Genomic DNA, 18,768 nt, shown 5'->3' on the forward strand with positions numbered 1-18,768 from the left:
GGTAGCCAGATCGACAGCCTGTGCTGACTGTCAGGCTCGTCGTGACAACCTCTTTTCTTCGCTCGGATCGTCAACCGGGATATGCAAGGGTTGCGCTGGCTCCAGATGAGCGACGACGAGATCGCTGACTTCCTCGGTCGTGGTGGGACAGGCGTGCTTTCGTTTGCCCCCGGGTCAGACGAGCCGCCGGTTTCGATACCGGTGTCCTACGGCTACAACGCGGATGAGAAACGGTTGTACTATCAGCTGTCGACGCCCGAAGACAGCCGGAAGAGCGATCTCATCGACCAGCCCGTCTCCTTTGTCGTCTACGGCAGATCCGACGGCAAGTGGGAAAGCGTCATCGCGACGGGCACGCTCGACGATATCGAGGAGAAACCGTACGAATCCAGTGCGGTACAGGGGATGTGGGCGATTCAAATCCCGCACGTCGACATCTTCGAACGGCCGCGAGACGAGGTCACGTTCCACTTTTTCAGCCTCGATCCCGACACGCTGACGGGACGGAAAGAGGTTCCATCTCGGTCCTGATCGGTCCGTGACAGCTCCCCACCCGTAACTGGACGCAGTAACCGACAAATCGGCAGATCGGTGCTAGCCGAACAGTTCAGCGATCGAGAGCAGGACGCTTGGAACGACGAGCAAGGCGATCCCACCGACGATCAGGACGAGCGGCAAGACGAGTATCCCCATGTCGGTCAGCAGCCAGAGTCCAAGGCCGGCTACCACCGCAACCAATCCGACCAGCCGAAGCAGCCAGACGAATACGCCTTCGAGCTCCGAATCGGCGACGAGATCGACGAGTTCGAGCACATCGTCCATAGCCGACTAAATCTGTCAACTCACATCACTTGAATCCAGTGCTCGACCATTCTGGGGCCGTGTCAACGCAGCTATCGTCTCGAGACCGATCTACTGCTGCTGAATCACGGGGTGCGACGACTTACATATTTGTACCTTCAGGATCATCGACGGGGTATGAAGACACTTGAGGTCACCGACGAACAGTACGCCTGCATTCAGCATCTCCGTGAGGAGATCTCCGAATCCGTCGTTGGCAAGTACGGCTTCGTCCGCGAACGCGATGCCGTCCAGTTCCTGATCGACAATCTCGACGGCGAGATCGAACTCGACGCCGACGAGTTCGACTCCTCGGCGACCGACGACGTCGCGGCCTCCGTCGGCGCTGCCATCGACGGCGACGACGATCCCTACGAACTCGAGGAAGTCTCCTACAGCGAAGACGAGGCAACGACGGGCGACAAGCGACTGGACGACGACGCCGACCGCGAACCCGAGGTGACTGACCTGGCGGCGACCGACGACGAATCCGCAGAGAGCGGCTCGGAGACGGACGACGGGAACGACGAATCCGGTCTTGGGACGGACGCAGCCGACAGAATCGAGACGGATGTCGACGAAGGCACGACGACGGACAGCACTGATGGCACTGATGCGATCGGCTCGACCAACGATGGCAGCGACGGGGATGGATCGGCCGACGATGACGATATGTTAAACGAGATGATGAGCCTGCTCGAGACCCACGACGACAAGTGGCAGGAATCGAGTTCGGCGGACTACCGGTATGCCGTCGACCTCCCCGACGGCTCGACCGAACAGGTCCAGACGAAAGACGACGTGCGGGCGTTGCTGTTCAAGAATTACCGCTGAACCTCGACGACGAGTACGGCACGGTCTTTGCCTCATCCGGGCAGTCACGCGGGAACGCAGCCTGTCGTCGGTGCGCCGAACGCGACAAGAACGTTAGACCTTTACTCGCGCTCGCGCTTCGAAGGGATATGAGCGAACGCGAGGTGCTCGAGTTGCTTCGTGAGAACGCGCGATACTCGGCGGCCGATATTGCGCGAATGACCGACCTCGAGGAAGCCGAGGTCGAGGCAGCCATCGAGGAACTCGAGGCAGCAGGTCTGGTACGTGGCTACCAGGCGGTCGTCGACTGGGATCGGCTCGAGGACGAGCGCGTCCGCGCCGAGGTCGAGTTGAACGTCCGTCTCGACCGCGAGACGGGCTACGACGACATCGCAGAGCGCCTCGCACGGTTCCCGCAGGTCACGGCCTTGCGGCTGGTCAGCGGCGATTACGACTTCGATATGGAAGTCGAAGGCGACTCCATCCGCGAGGTTTCCCAATTCATCAGCGAGAAGGTCGCGCCCGTCCCCGAGATCACCCAGACGGTCACCCATTACGTGATGACCTCCTACAAGGAAAACGGGATCGAACTCGGTGATGGCGAGGACGACGACCGCCTCTCCTATTCACCCTGACAATGACGTTCGAACTGTCAGACCGCGTGCAGGCGGTCCCACCGTCGGGCATCCGTCGGTTTTTCGAAATCGCCGAGGAACGCGACGATGTCATCTCGCTTGGCGTCGGCGAACCCGACTTCGCGACGCCATGGGCGGCCCGCGACGCCGCAATCACGTCCTTAGAGCAGGGCAAAACCTCGTATACGGCAAACCGCGGCAAGCGCGAGCTCCGCGAGGCGATCGCCGACTACGTCGCCGACCGGTTCGAGCTGGGCTACGACCCCGACGAGGAGATCATCGTCACCGCCGGCGCGAGCGAGGCCGTCGATCTGGCCTTCCGGGCGTTCGTCAACCCCGGCGACACGGTCGCGATCGCCCAGCCGGCGTACATCTCCTACGAGCCCGGCGTGATCTTCGCCGGCGGCGAGATGTTGCCGGTCCCAACCAAGGAGGAAGACGACTTCCGGCTTACCGTCGAGGGCCTCGAGGAGGCCGGTGCGGACGACGCCGACGTACTCGTCCTCTGTTATCCCAACAATCCAACGGGGGCGATCATGCCCGAAGGGGACTTAGAGCCGATCGCCGAGTTCGCCCGGGAGCATGACCTGACGGTCTTCTCCGACGAGATCTACGCCGAGCTCACCTACGACGGTGAGCACACCTCGATCGCGAGCCTCGAGGGGATGCGCGAGCGGACCATCGTCTTCAACGGCTTCTCGAAGGCCCACGCGATGACCGGTCTCCGACTCGGCTACGCGCTCGGGCCCGCAGACGCCATCGGTGCGATGAACAAGATCCACCAGTACACGATGCTCTCGGCTCCGACGACGGCCCAGTACGCCGCGCTCGAGGCGCTCGACTCCTGTGACAACGACGTCGCGGAGATGGTCGAGGAATACGACCGCCGGCGGCGGTTCGTTCTCTCGCGGTTCCGTGAGATCGGGATGGACGTCTTCGAGGCCAAGGGGGCGTTCTACTGCTTCCCCGAGGTACCCGAGGGCTTTACCGCCGAGGAGTTCGCCGAGGAAGTCCTGCGCGAACAGGGCGTCGCGGTCGTCCCCGGCGACGTCTTCGGTGACGTCGGCGAGGGCCACCTGCGCGTCTCCTATGCGACCGGCCTCGAAGACCTCCGGAAAGCGCTAAACCGGATCGAAGCGTTCGTCGCGGACCACACCTGACTCGCGCTCGAGCGTCGGTCCCTGGTATTGAACGAGAGCGTCCCGATCGGCGACGTTGATGGAGTTGCAACCCGAGTGACAGACACTGTTGGACACTCCCCACAGCGCCGCTCAGTCACGGCACTCAAATAGGGGTTTCACAAACAATGGGCTGACTGTCCGTCGATGATGGGAGCGATTGCGAGTGGTGTGTGCCTCGAGCGCACGAGTGAGACGAGCCGATCGGCCTGTGGAGGGACAGCGTCGTGATGACGCGCTCCATCCCGATCGTCGATCGCGTCACCGACGCCTTCTTCGCGCTCGACACTGGCTTTCGGTTCACCTACCTCAACGAGCGGGCCGAGACACTGCTGAAACGCTCCCGCGAGGAGCTGATCGGCCGGGTCATGTGGGACGAGTTCCCCCAGACCGTCGAGACGCAGTTCCCCGACGGGTTCCACCGCGCGATGGACGAGCAGGTACCAGTCTCCTTCGAGATCTATCACACACACCTCGAGACATGGTTCGAGGCCCGCGCCTATCCCTCCGAGACGGGGCTCTCGGTCTACATGCGCGACGTCAGCGAGCGTAAGGCCCAGGAGACGACACTGGCCCAACACGCCGCGGTCGTCGAGGCGATCCGCGACGCCGTCGTCACGTTGGATCGCAACCGCGAGATCGTCACCGTCAACGGCGCGACCGAGTCGGTCATCGGCGCGGATCGGTCGCAACTCGTCGGCGAACACGTCGAGACGCTGACCGAGCTGGCGGGCATCGACGACGACGATACCGTCGAGATCGGGCGGGCGATCACCGACATCGACATCGGCACCGCCGAGCGTCGCCAACTCGACCTTCCGTATATCGGCCCGGACGGCGACGACCGGATGGGCGAGTTCCGATTCGTCCCCATCGAGGACCACGCGGCGACTGTCGCCGCCATCATCCGAGATATTACCGATCAACACGAGTACGATCGCGTCGTCACGTCGCTTCACGAGGTGACCCGGTGGCTCCTCGGGTCCGACGACCCCGAAGAGATCTGTGCGATCGCCGTCCACTCGGGCAGCGACTTGCTCGATTTACCCATCAGCGGCATTTGGTTGCTCGATCAAGAACACGGCTATCTCGAGCCAGTCGCCGGCACTGCCGGTGCCCACGACGAGTTCGGCGGCCTGCCGCGGTTCAACCCCGGCGAGGGCCTCGTCTGGGACGTCTTCGAGGGCGGCGACGTCGAACTATTCGACGACCTCTCGGAGACTGACGACCTCTACAATCCCGAGACACCGCTTCGCTCGGAGATCATTGCGCCTATCGGTACCCACGGCGTGCTCATGACCGGCTCGTTCGATCCTCACCGCTTCGACGAGACCGACGTCGACCTCGTCTCGACGCTCGTCGAGAACACGCGCGCCGCGCTCGACCGGGCCGACAGAGAACGAGTCCTCAGAGACCGAACCGCCGAACTCGAGCGCCAGACCGAGCGTCTCGAAGCCGTCGCGGACATCCTCTCGAACGACTTGCAGCGCCAACTCGAAGCGGTCGCCGACGCACTCGAAGACGACGATATCGATGAGTGGGAGTTCCCGCTGGCAGAAAATACCGTCGAGACCACGCTCGACCGGGCCGAACGCCTCGTCGACGACGTCCGCGAGTTCGCCCGGAACGCCACGGCCGTCGGCACCCGGAGCCGCCTCCGTCTCGAATCGGCGATCGGCGATGCTGTCACCGACTCTCAGATCGACGAGGACGCACTCGTCGTCGACGCGACGGCCACGCTCCGGGCCGATCCCGACCGATTCGTTCGCCTCCTCGAGACGGCCTTCGACAGCGCCGCCGCGCGAGCCGACGACGACGTGACGATTCAGATCGGACTCGTCGGGTTCGACGACGACGGAACGCGCGGCTTTTTCATGTGCGACGATGCTGCTGAAATCCCGCCAACTGCACACGATCGGGTACTCGATCCGACCGCCGACGATGAGACTGCGATCGACGGACTCGGCCTCGCGCTCGTCCGTGCCATCGCCGAAGCCCACGACTGGACGTGTACCGTCACCAGTGGCGAAAACGGCGGCACGCGAGTCGAAATTCGAGATATCACGACCCTCGAGCGACGGCTCTCGTAGGCCTCCGCGTCGACGAGAGAATCGTGGTCGACGTCGGACTCGTCATCGAGCGCTCTCCGGTACTGATCGTTCGGTGGTCGAATCGATCCAATAAATACCAATATAAATACCGCCAGCGGAATCGATCCGTCGATCCGGCCGTTACTCGAGTTCGCGTTCGATCGTCGCGCGTCGCTTGGCGATTTCGCTCGCGTCGGTCTCGATCGTTCGATCGCCGACGTCGATCGTAAGCTGACCGTCGTCGGTCGCGGAGCCGAGTTCGATGACCGGTGCGACGCCGTCGAACGCCTCGCGAACCGCCTCGACCGACTCGGTCTGGATCAGTGCGCGACCGGGCTGTTCGTGGAAGAGCTCGCCAGCGGGATCGTCGCCGGGAAGCGATACCTCGAGTCCGGCGTCGTCAGTGACCATCTCGGCGAGTGCGACCGCGAGGCCACCGTGGCTGATGTCGTGGACGGCGAGTGTCGACTCGTCATTTGCGATTGCCGCCAGCGTTTCGACGACGGCAGCCGGCTCGTTGGGCAGTTCGGGGAACCGGTCGCTGCCATCGAACTGCGCGAGATACTCGGAGCCGCCCAGCCGAACGTCGCCGGCCTCGAGTCCGAGGTCACCGACGAGTACCAGCTTGCCGTCGGTTTCGACCGACAGCGGCGGCGCGTCGTAGCCGTCTTTGGCACCGACCATCGCCAGCGTCGGCGTCGGCGGGATCGGCCCTGCGACGGAGTCGTTATAGAGCGAGACGTTCCCGCCGACGACCGGCGTCGACAGCGTCTCACACATCTCGGCGAGACCGTCGACGATACCGGTGAAGCCGCCGTAGACGTCGTCTTTCTCCGGGTTGCCACCGTTGAGACAGTCGACTGCAGCCAGCGGCGTCGCGCCCTTGGCCGCGATGTTCGTCGCGTTCTCGAGCGCAACCGCGCGGGCTCCCTCGTAAGGGGCGACGTCGGTCCAGTTGGGTGCCGCACCCGAGGAGATGGCCAGTCCCTGTTCGGCTTCCCGAACTGCGATAATAGCCGCGTCGTCGCCCGGGCCGACGCTCGTGCGGACACCGACCTCGTGGTCGTACTGGCGGTAGACCCACCGCTTCGAGGCCGTGTTCGGACTCGCAACGACGGCGTCGAACGCCGACTCGAGATCGGCATCGGGCAGGTCGGTTTCGGGCTGTTCGGGCTCCTCGGTCGGAAGATCGTTCATCGGCGCGCCTTCGCCGAGGAAGTAGGCGTCGACGTCGACGACCGTCTCGCCGTCGAACGTACAGACGTAGTTGCCGTCGGTAACCTCGCCGATGACCGAACAGCCGAGATCGAAGCGCTCGACGATCTCGCGCACGCGGTCGACGTTGTCGGGCTCGACCTCGTAGCACATCCGCTCTTGGGATTCGGCGAGCAGGATCTCCATGGCGTTCATATTCGGCTCGCGCTGGTGGACGCGGTCGAGTTCGATCTGTGCGCCGAGATCGGCTTTGGCGACCATCTCGCTCGAGGCACCGCCGAGGCCGGCGGCACCGAGGTCGCGGGCCGATTCGATCAGGTTCTCGTCGACGAGCGCCTCGTTGGCCTCGATGAGCAGCTTCTCGGCGTAGGGGTCGCCGACCTGCACTGCGGGGCGGTCTTCGGTTTCGGCGTCTTCGGCGAGGTCCTCGCTGGCGAAGCTCGCGCCGCCGAGTCCGTCACGGCCGGTGGCGTTGCCCACGAGGACGAGCTTGTTGCCTGGCTCCTGGGCCTCGGCGGTGACGAGTCGCTCCTCGTTGGTCAGGCCGACACAGGCGACGTTGACCAGCGGGTTGCCCTCGTATTTGGGGTGGAAGTCGACGCTGCCGGCGACCGTGGGGACGCCGATACAGTTCCCGTAGTGGCTGATCCCCTCGACGACGCCCTCGAAGAGATACTTCGAGTGGTCGTCGTCGAACTCGCCGAAGTACAGCGAGTCCGCGAGCGCGATCGGGTACGCACCCATCGAGAGCGTGTCCCGGACGATGCCGCCGACGCCGGTTGCTGCGCCGTCGAACGGGTCGACGTAGGAGGGGTGGTTGTGGCTCTCGATTCCCATCGTGATGTACGTGTCACTGGTCCCGTCTCCGTCGCCGCTGTCGGGGAGTGCAACGACTGCCGCGTCGTCGCCCGGTCCGATGACGACCTGGTCACCCTCGCTGTCGAACGCCGACAGCAGCGGTCGCGAGGAGCGGTACGCACAGTGCTCGCTCCAGAGGTTCTCGAACAGCGCCGCCTCCGCCCGGGTGGGCTCTCGGTCTAACTCGGAGACGACGAGTTCGCGGTCCGAATCGGCAAGACTCATTCATCTAGGTGATGAAAGTCGGCCGGTAAAGGGGTTTCCATATGCACGTTCGTGGATATTGGTTTCGGTCGCTCGAGCGGGTGGCTCGCGGTCGAGCGATCAACAGCAGGAAAACGAAGCAGGAGTTGACGGTCCTCGACGGCTACGCGCGTCGTGACGTCCTTATTCGAAATCGAGATCGAAATCGAGGGATACCTGATTCGTCACGTTATCGTACAGCGGTGATGTCTCGAGGACTTCCTCGTGTAACGCCTCGAGTTCCTCATCCGACGCGTCGGCGTCGATGTGGGTCGTGGCACGAATCTCTTCGTACCCTGCCCGAACGTCGTCGCTCAACCCGAGGAAGCCCCGTAGGTCGATGTCACCCTCGAATTCGAAGTGCATATCGTCGATCTCGATGCCCTTCGCAGCGGCGTGTCCCGCGTAGGTCACGCTGAGACACGAGCCGATGGCAGCCAGGAGGTGTTCGACCGCGTTCGGGCCGTCCCGTTCGCCGAGCAACGCCGCTGGCTCGTCGCCGGTCACGGTGAACTCCGGCGACTCGATCGTTGTCCCGTCCTGTTCGAAGTCGCTAATGCGTGTCTCGCTTGCGAAGCCACCCGTCCACTCCGTCTCGGCACGGAACGTGAACGACGCTTGCGCTGGCTCTGCAGCGACTCCTTCGATAAGCGACTCGAGGTCGTCGACGTCGAGTCCGTTTACACTGGTCATGAGTAAATTGTGCAATACTCAGTTGTCTGCGGACTACGATAACCCTTTCGAAGTAGTCACAATATATGGTGTCGGATTAGGAAGAACTAGCAATATTCATATCTACTTAACACCGACTATTTTGCGTTCCTGGGTCGGGTCGCGATCGGCACTCGTTATTGAACCCTCTTGAACGAACAGTACTGGCCGTAGTACGTCTGCTTTCGAGACTACCATGCTCAGCGACACGCCTCAGAACGAGCTGTACGTCGAGTATAGTTATCTCATCCCATTCGGAAATAATGTCTATTTCCGCCGGGTTTACAACCGGTCCAGCGCTACCTGGTATTGGATAGTATCTGCATGACTCTGAAGAACGGAATCGATATGGAGAAGTTTGAACAGCTCACCGCCGCTGCCGAGGACGATCCGGAAAACGCGGCATTCCGGTTTTTCGCAGAAACGGAGTGGACGGGCGACACGACGTGTGAAACAACCGTCAGTGAGATCGAGAAAGGGGGCACGCTCGTCGACTCGCCCGAGTTCACCATGGAAGGTGCGTTGTTCGGCCATCGTGACGCACCGAACGCACTCGAGCAGTTGCTGTCTTCGCTCGGAACCTGTCTGACGATTACCTACGCCGCCCACGGCGCAAAGCGAGATATCGAGATTTCCGAGATTCGACTCGAGTTCGAAGGCCGTGCCGACATGCGCGGCCTCCTTGGGCTCGCCGACGATATCCGCCCTGGCTTCGATCACATCGAGTGTACCGCACACATCGAGTCGCCCGCATCGACAGCCGAACTCGAAGCGGTACAGGAGGCGGCACACGCGAGTTCGCCCATCCTTGACAATCTCGAGAACGAAGTGACGGTCGACATTCACCACGCGACAGCGGAGTAACGCGGCGTCGCGTTCGATCCGTGCATACTCACTCTGGCCTCGACGTCGACTGATCGAACGCTCGCGTTCCGCTGTCGCTTCCGAGCCGCCTCAAGTTCACTCGTTTTCCGTCTCGACGCGTGCCGTAATCGCGACGCGAGTCGCACGGCTAATCGAGGCGCTTTTGGTCAGGCCGTCTAAACGTACGTTCGTGCTGTCGGTCGAACTCCACACGCACTCGGCGCTGTCTTACGACGGCCGGGATCCGGTCGAACTCATCTTGGAGCAGGCCGAGGCGATCGGTCTCGATGCGATCGCAGTGACCGATCACGACGAGATCGACGCGAGTCTCGAGGCCGTCGAACGCGCCCCCGACTACGGCCTCGTCGGGATTCCAGGCATGGAGATCTCGAGCCAAGCGGGCCACGTGTTGGGGCTGGGCCTCGAGGAAGCGGTGCCACCCGGCTTGTCCTTCGAGTCGACGCTCGAGGCGATTCACGACCAGGACGGGCTGGCAGTCATCCCACATCCCTTTCAGGAGGCGCGCCACGGCGTCATGGCCCGGATCTCTCGCGAGCAACTCGCAGCAGGCGATGCCATCGAGGTCTATAATTCGCGGCTGTTTACAGGCCGGGCGAATCGACAGGCTGAACGCTACGCGCGATCGCGGAACCTGCCGATGACCGCCGGCAGCGACGCCCACATCAGCGAAATGGTCGGGCAAGCGGTCACCCGCGTCGACGCCGACGAGCGCTCCACCGAGGCGATCCTTGCAGCGATTGCGGACGGGCGGACGACCGTCGAAGGAAAGCGCACGCCGTGGCGGATCAGCGTCCAGCAGTTCGCCGGCGGCGTCACGAGACGAGTCGGCCGTGTTTTGAACCTCCTCAGATGACCGAACCAACGATCCGCGGTGCCGATCCAGCGACCGTTCGCGACGCACTCGCCGACGCCGAGTCACTCCCGGGAACGACCGGCTTCGCCGGCGAGCTCGACGGCCAACTCGTTCGTGACGTGCTCGGGCGGGTACCCCTGTACGTCGAAACCGACCCCGACCTCGACCCCGATGCCGAAAGCCAGACTGCGGCATGGGCATTCGAACCAAGCGCACTCGAGGATCCGACGCTTTTCCCGGCCGGCGCGGCCGCACCTGTCGGTGAGTCGCTGCCCGAGCCGGAATCACATTGGACACTGCCCGATCTGACTCCCGAGACGGACCACGCAGCCGCTATCGACGCCCTCGAGCGCGCCGTTCGGACGGCCAGCGAGGCCGTCAACCAGGACGACCGAGATATCGCCGTCGCCTTCTCGGGCGGCGTTGACTCGGCGCTGGTTGCCGAACTACTCGACGCGCCGCTGTACGTTGTCGGCTTTCCCGACAGCCACGACGTCGAGGCAGCGCGGACGGCCGCCGACGCGATGGGCCGCAACCTCACGGTCGTCGATCTCGAGCCGGCCGATCTCGAACGGGCCGTCCCCGAGGTCGCACGGGCGATCGGACGGACGAACGCGATGGACGTCCAGATCGCCCTGCCGCTGTATCTGGTGGGCGAACGCGTCGCCGCCGACGGATTTGACGCGCTCGCGGTCGGGCAGGGAGCTGACGAACTGTTTGGCGGCTACGAGAAGGTCGTCCACCTCGACCATCGGGTCGATGCCGAAACAGTCCGCGGAGCCGTCCGTGAGGGAATTCGGAGCCTTCCCGACCAACTGCCGCGGGACGTGCTGACAATCGAGGCGACAGGGCTGGAACCAGTCGCGCCGCTGCTTCACGACGCCGTCGTCGAGGCGGCACTTCGGCTCCCGGACGACTTACTGGCCGATGAAGACGAACGAAAACGTGGCTTCCGACGCGTGGCGGCCCGTTATCTGCCCGCCGAGGTCGCCAACAGAGATAAAAAGGCCGTCCAGTACGGCAGCCTCGTCGCCCGCGAACTCGACCGCCTCGCCCGGCAGGCCGGCTACAAACGCCGGATGGACGATCACGTCACGAAATACGTCGCGTCGCTGCTCGAGGATGGGGAGACGACGGCCGAGTAAGGACGTGCCTCGTCTCAGGACGGCATCGGACAGAGACTCGCGGTAAAGACGACCGTCTCGTCGGTTTCGTTTCTCGCACCGTGGATGACGCCCCGGTCGTGGTGGACGATCCCGGGCGCACCGATTTCGTCGTGCTCGTCGCCCTGGATGACTGTTACCGTCCCCTCGAGGACGTGAAAGACGTTCGTACTGTCTCCGTGTTCGTGTGCCTCGAGTTCCGCGCCCGGCCCGAGCGCGAACGCTTTCACGAGCACGTCGTCGCTGACGACCAGTTCCGTACTTTCGACAGCGCCGTCGGCCGGCTCGAGGTCGGCGATCGCGTTGGCGTATTCGTCGCGCATATCGAGTTGGTTCGACGGGCGAGCCTATAACGGCAGGGGAGAACTGCAGGTCAGAACGAGCTGTATGCGCTCATACGGGCTGCTATCGCTGTGTCCCGGCGCACCTGCGACACCTCATCCGGGTGTACCGGAACTGACTGGGAGGCGTCCGTCTCAGTCTTCCGTCTCAGTCGGCAGCTTGTTCGCCGGTTCTTGCGTGACGTTTTCCGAGACCGTCCGGCGGTTGGCCTCGCCGACGCGGTCGGCGACTTCGCCGACGACGTCCTCGAGATGACTCTGGACTTCGCTGTCATCGCTTTTGACGAGTGCGCCCTGGCTGCCGTCGGCCCCGAAGTCGGGATGGATCGGGATCCGGCCCAGCAATGGCACGTCGTACTTGTCGACGATGGTGTCTGCCCCGCCGGTGCCGAACAGGCCGTGCTGGTCGCCACAGGACGGGCAGATGAAGGAACTCATGTTCTCGACGACGCCCAGGACGGGGGTGTCGTGTTTGTTGAACATCTGGATCCCCTTGCGGGTGTCGTCGAGTGCCATCTCCTGGGGCGTCGTGACGACGACGGCACCGGTAACGGGCATCGACTGCAGCAGGTTCAGCGTCGCGTCACCGGTTCCCGGCGGCAGGTCGACGATCAGGTAGTCGAGTCGGCCCCACTCGACGCCCTCTAAGAACTTCATCATGAACTTGTTGACCATCGGGCCGCGGAGGATCGCGGGGTCGTCCTCGTTTTCCATCATCATGCCCATGCTGATGATGCGGACGCCGTCCGAGCGCGGCGGCACGATTTCCTCGTTGGGCGTGACGCCTGGGTCGCTCTCGGCCGGGAGGATCTGGGGAACGTTTGGCCCGTGAATGTCGGCGTCGAGAAGCCCGACCATCGCACCGCGTTTCTCGAGCCCGGCCGCGAGGTTGGCTGCAACCGTCGTCTTGCCGACCCCACCTTTCCCGGAGGAGACGGCGATGACGTTGCGAACGCGGGGGAGAACCTCGTCGTCGAAGCCGTGTTCCTCGTCGACGTGTGCTCGCAGGTCGGCCTCGAGACCGGCGTCTTCGATGACGTCGCGGATCTGGTTGCCAATCTCCATCTCGGAGGGCGCGTATGGCGCGTTAAACGCAAGCGAGATGCGAGCCGTCTCGTCGTCGATTGTGACGTCGTTGACCAGCCCAAGCGAGACGATGTCCTCGCCGATGTCCGGATCCTCGACCTCCTCGAGTTTGATTTCGAGCTCGTGTGCAGTGATGGTCATAGTGTCGATGTGCTAGCCGTACGAAGGGCCCGGAACGGGATACGTGTGATGGTTCGAGCGTGGAGAACGATATACGGAGTGGGGACTAGGAGCCACTAAAAGTCAGTGGCTACCTGATCGCACGACAGCTGTGCGGATAGTATAGAAGTTGTTTCAGGTGTTACTAGAGCGGTCGCAATCGGGGCTCTGACTGTAATCGCAAAAAACGAAATCGCTATTCAGAATTCGATACTGACGTCGGTTACGGTGGGCCGACGCTGCTGATCGGCTCCGGCGGACCGCCGTAGAAGACGACGCCGATCAGGACGGTCAGGATGAACATCCCGACCCACATCGAGGTCGTCAGGCCGACGAGATAGCCAACGCCGAGCAGTCCGGTCGACGTGTCTCGCGGCTTTCCAAGGAACCATGCTGCGAGCATGATGTAGACCGGAACCAGGATGATCGCGAAGATGACCCAGGTCCCCTCATTGGGGAAGCCGGTGAAGCCGCCGGTGCCGTCGTAGCCGTGATACAGGAGTTCCGATGCGAATGTTGTCAGTGCTGGACTCATGCTTCCACCTCGGGTTCGGTCGCCTCGTCACCGTGTGCGTGGTCGCCACGCATGTGCTCGACCGCGTGGAGCTCGACCACTGGGACGAGCTTCGAGAGGTTGAGGAATAAAAGTGCCACCAGTCCCGCCGTCCCAGCGAGCGACGCCCACTCGATCAGGCTCGGGAAGTAGGTCCCGGGCGTGTTGGCGTAGATGTCGAACACTGGGTGCTTGAATCCTTCGACGACGAACAGGACCTTCTCGGTCAGCGTGCCCGTGAGGATGATCCCGCTGGCGAGGAGCGCTCGCTTCTTGCTGAACAGCGACGGACGGATCGTCTGCAGGAAGATGTACACGAGCGTACTGAAGATCAGGAACATCGCAGCCTGATAGAGCGGATGGGCGAGCTTCGCTTCCGCCGAGACCGCTTTCGCGTTTGGTCCAAGGAAGACACCGTTGAGGACGAACTGGAGCTGGAACCAGAGGAACAGCAGGGTGAAGAACCCGAGCCACAGGAGCAGCCCGCGGAAGATGTCGTCAGTGATGATGTGGTCCCAGTCGTAGGCGCGACGGAACGCATACGAGATGATGGTCACACCGCCGATTGCCGACATCAGCGCGATGCTCAGGAACATCGGGCCCTGAATGCCGCCAGTCCAGGCAGGCATCGCCGGGAGCAGCGCGAACAGCCACGGGATAACGCCACCGTGGAGCAGGAGCGGGGCCATAATGATGACTGCGGCTGCGAGCCACCAGACCATCCGCTCGATGATCTCGTCTTCTTGCTTGGTGTAGCCAAGCGTCATGATCTTGTAGATCGGCTCGAAGCGGTCAGGGAGCTGGTCGCGCAGTCGGCTGACGTCGTATCGGAGCGTGAGCCCAAGATAGGTCGCCGACAGCACGAAGTAGGCCGTAATGACCGTCACGTCCCACACCAGCGGCGAGTTGTTGACCGTAATGTGGTAGTGACCGATGACGCTCGTGACCATCCGGTCCGGCCGGCCCATGTGGACCAGAATGTAGAAACCGGCAGCCGAGAGGCCACCGATGGTCGTCATCTCTGCGAGTCGGGCGATCGGCATGTACCGATCCATCCCGAGCAGCCGGACAGCCGCCGAGAGGATGATACCGCCGTGAGCGACACCGACCCACCAGATGAACGCGCCGATGTACAGTCCCCACGTCGAACCGCCACCGGAGCCCCAGTCACCGAGCCCGGTGACGACCAGCCCTTCCTGGAGCTGGTAGGCCCAGCCCGCGAGGAAGACCAGAAGGGCAAGCGTCGCGACACCGTACAGGACGAAGTACTTCTTCGTGAGCGTGTTGATCGGACGAAGGATGTCCGCTTCGGTTGGCTCCTTCGTGCTCATAGCGACACCCCGTCAATGTGACCGACGGTCTCGTTATCGAGTTTTTCCTGCCGCTTGTCGAGGAGCCCGGCGTCTTCGTACTTGGTCGGGCCGTCGACCTGATAGGCGTCCGATCCAGGCTCCGCACCGAGGTACGTGACGTTCGGGTTCGTCCCGATGTGGTCGAGCAGGTTGAACGAGCTCGGATTGCCCACGTACTGCTGGAGCTGGAACCGTGCGTTCTCTTCGCTGCCGTCGTCAAGGTTCAGCGTATCGAGGGCTTCCTCGCTTTCGAGGTCGACGTACCCTTCGATGGCGTCGAGGGACTCGAGAATGGTCCGTTCGTTCTGGATCATGGTGGTGTTCTTGTTGTCACCAGGCTCGAGTCGCTCGCTGACGATGTCGATCGCTTTCATCATCGACAGCACCTCCTCGTCGAAGGTCCGGCTCTCGTTGGCGGCGTCGAGCGCCGCGATCGCGGACTCGATGTCGTCGCTCTCGCTGAGCGTTTCGTTGACCGTCTCCGGACCGGGAACGTACCGATTGCTGCTGATGTGGTCGCCGCTCAGGTGGGCGACAGCTCGGCTCTTGACCGGGTGCTCGCGGTGCTGGTACGAGTCGCTCTTCTCGTCGTTGACGTCACCGAACTGGATCGCGTTCGGCGGACAGGCCGATTCACAGGCGGTCGTCCCGACCTGCTCGTCGCCCTGTTTGCCGTCCTGCATGGTCGGACAGAACGTACACTTGCTCATGACGCCACGTGGCGCACGACTGTCGACCCACCGCGTGCCGTGTTCGTACTCGGCGTGCGTGATCTCGTCGGGGTCTTCAGGGTTCTCGAGGCCGTCGATGTCCTCGTATTCGACGCTGGGATCTTCCCACTGGAAGTAGTTGACACCGTACGGGCAGGCGACCTGACAGTATCGGCAGCCAATACAGACGTCGTAGTCAGTCAACACGATCCCGTCCTTGTCGCGGGTGTGACGGGCCGTCGTCGGACAGACCTTCTCACAGGGAGCGTCCGTGCAGTGCTGGCACGGTCGCACGAGCATGTTGAAGTCACTCCCCATGTTGAAGTCGGTGTAAGCACCGGAGTCGACCAGTCCTTGCCCACCATCGGGAGAGGAGTGATTGCGGTCTTCCCAGGCCATGACGTACATCCAGTTGACGCCCGCGTCGAGGTCGTTTTCCTGCTGGCAGGCCGTCATGCAGGTCAGACAGCCGTCACAGCGTTCCAGGTCGATCGTCATGCCCCACTGGGTATCGGGGTGCTCGTGAGTCTCGGTGCCCCCACCGTGGCCACCTTCGGCGACGCTAGCCTCGGGACCGTCGTCGACGGTGCCCCACGCACCGACGCCGACGGCTGCCGCGCCGACACCCATCTTCTTCATCGCTTCACGACGGGTCTGCTCGCCGTCACCGTCGAACTTGTCGACCATCCGCGAGAACGTGCCCTTGGCCTCTTCCTGGGCCTTCTCGTAGGCCTCTTTCGTCGGGCGCTCGTCCTCACCGAACTCCTCCATCACGTCGTCGTGATATTTCTCGTGGAATTCGGCCTCGGAAAGTTCGCCTTCGGTGACCCGCATCGCGTCACGGGCCATGTCCATACCGAGTTGGCTATCGTACTCGGTATCATCGAGCATCGACTCGAGTTCGCCTTCCCACTCGTTTCCGAGTGGATGGAATGATTCGTCATCCGTACTCATCAGATCAGAACACCTCTGAATATGACACTGATGTCATGCCGAGAGTACTCGACGGCATGCACTTCAAATCGTTCATTTGTGGATCCTCATCCCTCGCTCACAACCCAAATCGGATGAAGTATAGAGCCGATTTCCAGCACGTGAGAATCGGGCCGACTATGTTCGTATATATAAGTCAACGACTGTCAACGTGGACCAGTGAGCGGGTTCGAGCGCGGCTGATATGTTTCGTTCAACGGTCGTGGGTCGCTCTCAACGCGTCGGCTCGACACCCGAGAAACGACAGTTCGGCACCAGATCGCCCGGAACACGGGTCAGCGTAACACTTCGATGAATGTTCTTCCCGGCGACAACTCTCGCAATGGGATCGATGTGTCTCGACGCAGTGGCCGACGATACAGAGACTGTCTCATGCGCTCGTCGGTCGATCCTCGAGCTCTACATGCTCGGCAACACCCGGAAGCGCTGCAACGAACTGCTTGATAATCGCTTCCTCGGCTCGGTGAAGCGTCTCGCTACACGTCGATTTGGCGATGTCGAGGTGAGCCGCGAGCTCGGTCAGCGAACAGCGCCGTGGGGTGTCGTAGTAGCCCGCGTCGATAGCAGCGACCACGACTTCGAGTTGTCGCTCCGAGAGAAGTTGCCGTTCCTGAAGTCGCTCGCGGACGTCGTCGATCCGGTACTGGAACCCAAACCGCTCGAGTTGGTCGGCGAGTTCCGCCAGCCGCTCTCTGGAGCCGGTGACCTCGACGGTTGCCTCGCCATCGACGATTTCGATCGGGAGTTCGATCGGCACACCAGACTCTCGTGAGGACACCAACAGCAGTGGCGTCGTTGCCTCGAAGTGAACCGTCGCCTCGTGAATATCCTGTTGGGCGACCGTAAGTTCCGTGAGCTGTGGATGCTCGGCCATCGCCTCAATCACTGCCGAGACCGTCGGACCAGTGATCCGAACGAGGGCAAACCCGGATTCAGGCCCGGGAACGGCCGCGAGTACCCGAAAGGTCGATTCGGGGTAGGCCGTCGATAGCTCATGAATCCAGACCTCCTCGGGCATCGTGATCGTGAGTGTCGCGTGGGCCATACGAGCGCGTTCAGTGTTCCCTCTGTCCTGTGGCTACGAATATGTTCGCAATCTTTTCAACCGTGATGAGCTGCTATGATCAAGCGTTGCCACCGCTCCGACCGGTTAAAGATGGGGACAGACCTATTCCCCTTCGAGGTGTTCGGTGAGGTGGTCACAGAGTCGGTCGGGCGCTTCGTGGGGTACCCAGTGACTCGTCGCCGGCAGGAGCTCGAGGCGACTCGTCGCACAGAACCCCACGCTATCGACCGCCAGCGAGGGGACGAGCGCCGCGTCGTCCTCGCCCCAGACGACGAGCGTCGGTGCGTCGATCCGGTCGGTCGGAAGCCGTGGCGGATCCCGCAGCGCCGCCCGATACCAATTCAACATCCCGGTGAGCGCACCGTCTCGGTCCCAGGCCTGCCGGTAGCGGGCCAGTTCACCGTCGGTGAACGTTCCCGGCGCGGCCGTCCCCCGAAGTGCTCGCTCGAGGAGACGATAGTTGTCGGACCGACAGGCGAGTTCAGGAAGCCATGGGAGCTGAACGCAGACGGCATACCAGCTCCGGCGCAGTTGCTCGGGATTTGAGAGTAGCTGCCGCCGGTAGGCGGTCGGATGGGGCGCGTTGACGATGGCGAGCCGATCGACGACCTCGGGGAACCGACAGGCAAGCTCCCAGGCGACGACGCCACCCCAGTCGTGGCCGACGACGTGGGCTGTGTCGCACGCTTCAGTTGCGATCAAGCCGACGATGTCCCGTGTGAGTTCGTCCGTTCGGTATGCTGGCACGCCGTCGGGTTTCTCGCTCCGGTTGTATCCCCGCTGGTCCGGAACGAGGACGCGATAGCCGGCATCGACGAGCGGGCCGATCACCTCCCGCCAGCCATACCAGTACTCGGGAAACCCATGGAGCAAGACGACCACCGGATCCGCTGGATCGCCAGCAGTGATGACGTGTAACTCGACGCCATTGACTGTTCTGCGGGTCGACATCGCGTCGACAGCCGGTGGCAGCACAGCCTCGAGTTGCGCCGCCGACGCCGTCGACCTCGAGTCCGTCCCCATT

At 62.8% G+C, this 18,768-nt stretch carries 18 protein-coding genes; 8 read left to right on the forward strand and 10 right to left on the reverse strand.

What is annotated here, in order from left to right; genetic code table 11:
- Nucleotides 1-81 precede the first annotated feature (81 nt).
- Entirely contained in the window at nt 82-531 is a 450-nt protein-coding gene (locus tag BDK88_RS15285) for a pyridoxamine 5'-phosphate oxidase family protein (RefSeq protein ID WP_092933145.1), read from the forward strand.
- A 63-nt stretch (nt 532-594) separates the two neighbouring features.
- On the opposite strand, the gene BDK88_RS15290 is transcribed toward BDK88_RS15285, so the two are convergent.
- Nucleotides 595-822 carry a hypothetical protein gene (locus BDK88_RS15290; RefSeq protein ID WP_130501193.1) on the reverse strand — a complete coding sequence of 76 codons (228 nt, stop codon included), beginning with the start codon at nt 820-822 and terminating at the stop codon, nt 595-597.
- A gap of 156 nt (nt 823-978) precedes the next feature.
- Here BDK88_RS15290 and BDK88_RS15295 point away from each other — a divergent pair, with 156 nt between their 5' ends.
- The 4 genes from BDK88_RS15295 (at nt 979) to BDK88_RS15310 (ending at nt 5,556) form a co-directional block, all read left to right on the forward strand.
- The gene (locus BDK88_RS15295) at nt 979-1,674 is read left to right on the forward strand and encodes a hypothetical protein (RefSeq protein ID WP_130501194.1); all 696 of its coding nucleotides are present in this window, start codon (nt 979-981) and stop codon (nt 1,672-1,674) included.
- Nucleotides 1,675-1,802: 128 nt separating this feature from the next.
- The gene (locus BDK88_RS15300; protein ID WP_008010425.1) at nt 1,803-2,288 is read left to right on the forward strand and encodes an Lrp/AsnC family transcriptional regulator; all 486 of its coding nucleotides are present in this window, start codon (nt 1,803-1,805) and stop codon (nt 2,286-2,288) included.
- A 2-nt stretch (nt 2,289-2,290) separates the two neighbouring features.
- On the forward strand, nt 2,291-3,448 hold the full coding sequence (locus tag BDK88_RS15305) for a pyridoxal phosphate-dependent aminotransferase (RefSeq protein WP_130501195.1): 1,158 nt from the start codon (nt 2,291-2,293) through the stop codon (nt 3,446-3,448).
- Between the two features lie 248 nt (nt 3,449-3,696).
- A complete protein-coding gene (locus BDK88_RS15310) occupies nt 3,697-5,556 on the forward strand; it encodes a PAS domain-containing sensor histidine kinase (protein WP_130501196.1) in 1,860 nt (619 codons plus the stop codon).
- A 141-nt stretch (nt 5,557-5,697) separates the two neighbouring features.
- On the opposite strand, the gene purL is transcribed toward BDK88_RS15310, so the two are convergent.
- Nucleotides 5,698-7,854 carry a phosphoribosylformylglycinamidine synthase subunit PurL gene (gene purL, locus BDK88_RS15315; RefSeq protein ID WP_130501197.1) on the reverse strand — a complete coding sequence of 719 codons (2,157 nt, stop codon included), beginning with the start codon at nt 7,852-7,854 and terminating at the stop codon, nt 5,698-5,700.
- A 162-nt stretch (nt 7,855-8,016) separates the two neighbouring features.
- Entirely contained in the window at nt 8,017-8,565 is a 549-nt protein-coding gene (locus BDK88_RS15320; protein WP_130501198.1) for an OsmC family protein, read from the reverse strand.
- Between the two features lie 366 nt (nt 8,566-8,931).
- On the opposite strand from BDK88_RS15320, the gene BDK88_RS15325 reads away from it, so the two are divergent.
- The 3 genes from BDK88_RS15325 (at nt 8,932) to BDK88_RS15335 (ending at nt 11,466) form a co-directional block, all read left to right on the forward strand.
- Entirely contained in the window at nt 8,932-9,447 is a 516-nt protein-coding gene (locus tag BDK88_RS15325; protein ID WP_165396976.1) for an OsmC family protein, read from the forward strand.
- 190 nt (nt 9,448-9,637) lie between these two features.
- Nucleotides 9,638-10,321, forward strand: coding sequence for a PHP domain-containing protein (locus BDK88_RS15330; RefSeq protein ID WP_130501200.1), 684 nt, complete (start codon nt 9,638-9,640; stop codon nt 10,319-10,321).
- Nucleotides 10,318-11,466: an asparagine synthase C-terminal domain-containing protein gene (locus tag BDK88_RS15335; protein WP_130501201.1), complete on the forward strand. Its 1,149-nt coding sequence runs from the start codon at nt 10,318-10,320 to the stop codon at nt 11,464-11,466. Before BDK88_RS15330 ends, BDK88_RS15335 begins: the two co-directional genes overlap by 4 nt.
- A 14-nt stretch (nt 11,467-11,480) precedes the next feature.
- Here BDK88_RS15335 and BDK88_RS15340 read toward each other — a convergent pair whose 3' ends face one another.
- The 7 genes from BDK88_RS15340 to BDK88_RS15370 form a co-directional block, all read right to left on the reverse strand.
- Complete coding sequence (locus tag BDK88_RS15340; protein WP_130501202.1) at nt 11,481-11,807, reverse strand: cupin domain-containing protein; 327 nt, start codon at nt 11,805-11,807, stop codon at nt 11,481-11,483.
- A 153-nt stretch (nt 11,808-11,960) separates the two neighbouring features.
- The gene (locus BDK88_RS15345) at nt 11,961-13,052 is read right to left on the reverse strand and encodes an Mrp/NBP35 family ATP-binding protein (RefSeq protein WP_130501203.1); all 1,092 of its coding nucleotides are present in this window, start codon (nt 13,050-13,052) and stop codon (nt 11,961-11,963) included.
- 241 nt (nt 13,053-13,293) lie between these two features.
- A complete protein-coding gene (locus BDK88_RS15350) occupies nt 13,294-13,605 on the reverse strand; it encodes a hypothetical protein (RefSeq protein ID WP_130501204.1) in 312 nt (103 codons plus the stop codon).
- Complete coding sequence (gene nrfD / locus BDK88_RS15355) at nt 13,602-14,954, reverse strand: NrfD/PsrC family molybdoenzyme membrane anchor subunit (RefSeq protein ID WP_130501205.1); 1,353 nt, start codon at nt 14,952-14,954, stop codon at nt 13,602-13,604. The genes BDK88_RS15350 and nrfD overlap by 4 nt, the downstream gene beginning before the upstream one ends.
- Complete coding sequence (locus BDK88_RS15360) at nt 14,951-16,639, reverse strand: 4Fe-4S ferredoxin N-terminal domain-containing protein (RefSeq protein WP_130501206.1); 1,689 nt, start codon at nt 16,637-16,639, stop codon at nt 14,951-14,953. Before BDK88_RS15360 ends, nrfD begins: the two co-directional genes overlap by 4 nt.
- A 409-nt stretch (nt 16,640-17,048) precedes the next feature.
- A complete protein-coding gene (locus BDK88_RS15365; RefSeq protein WP_130501207.1) occupies nt 17,049-17,723 on the reverse strand; it encodes a helix-turn-helix domain-containing protein in 675 nt (224 codons plus the stop codon).
- A gap of 123 nt (nt 17,724-17,846) precedes the next feature.
- A complete protein-coding gene (locus tag BDK88_RS15370) occupies nt 17,847-18,767 on the reverse strand; it encodes an alpha/beta fold hydrolase (RefSeq protein ID WP_130501208.1) in 921 nt (306 codons plus the stop codon).
- Nucleotide 18,768 lies beyond the last annotated feature (1 nt).

The sequence above is a fragment of the Natrinema hispanicum genome, from assembly GCF_004217335.1.
GTDB lineage: Archaea > Halobacteriota > Halobacteria > Halobacteriales > Natrialbaceae > Natrinema > Natrinema hispanicum.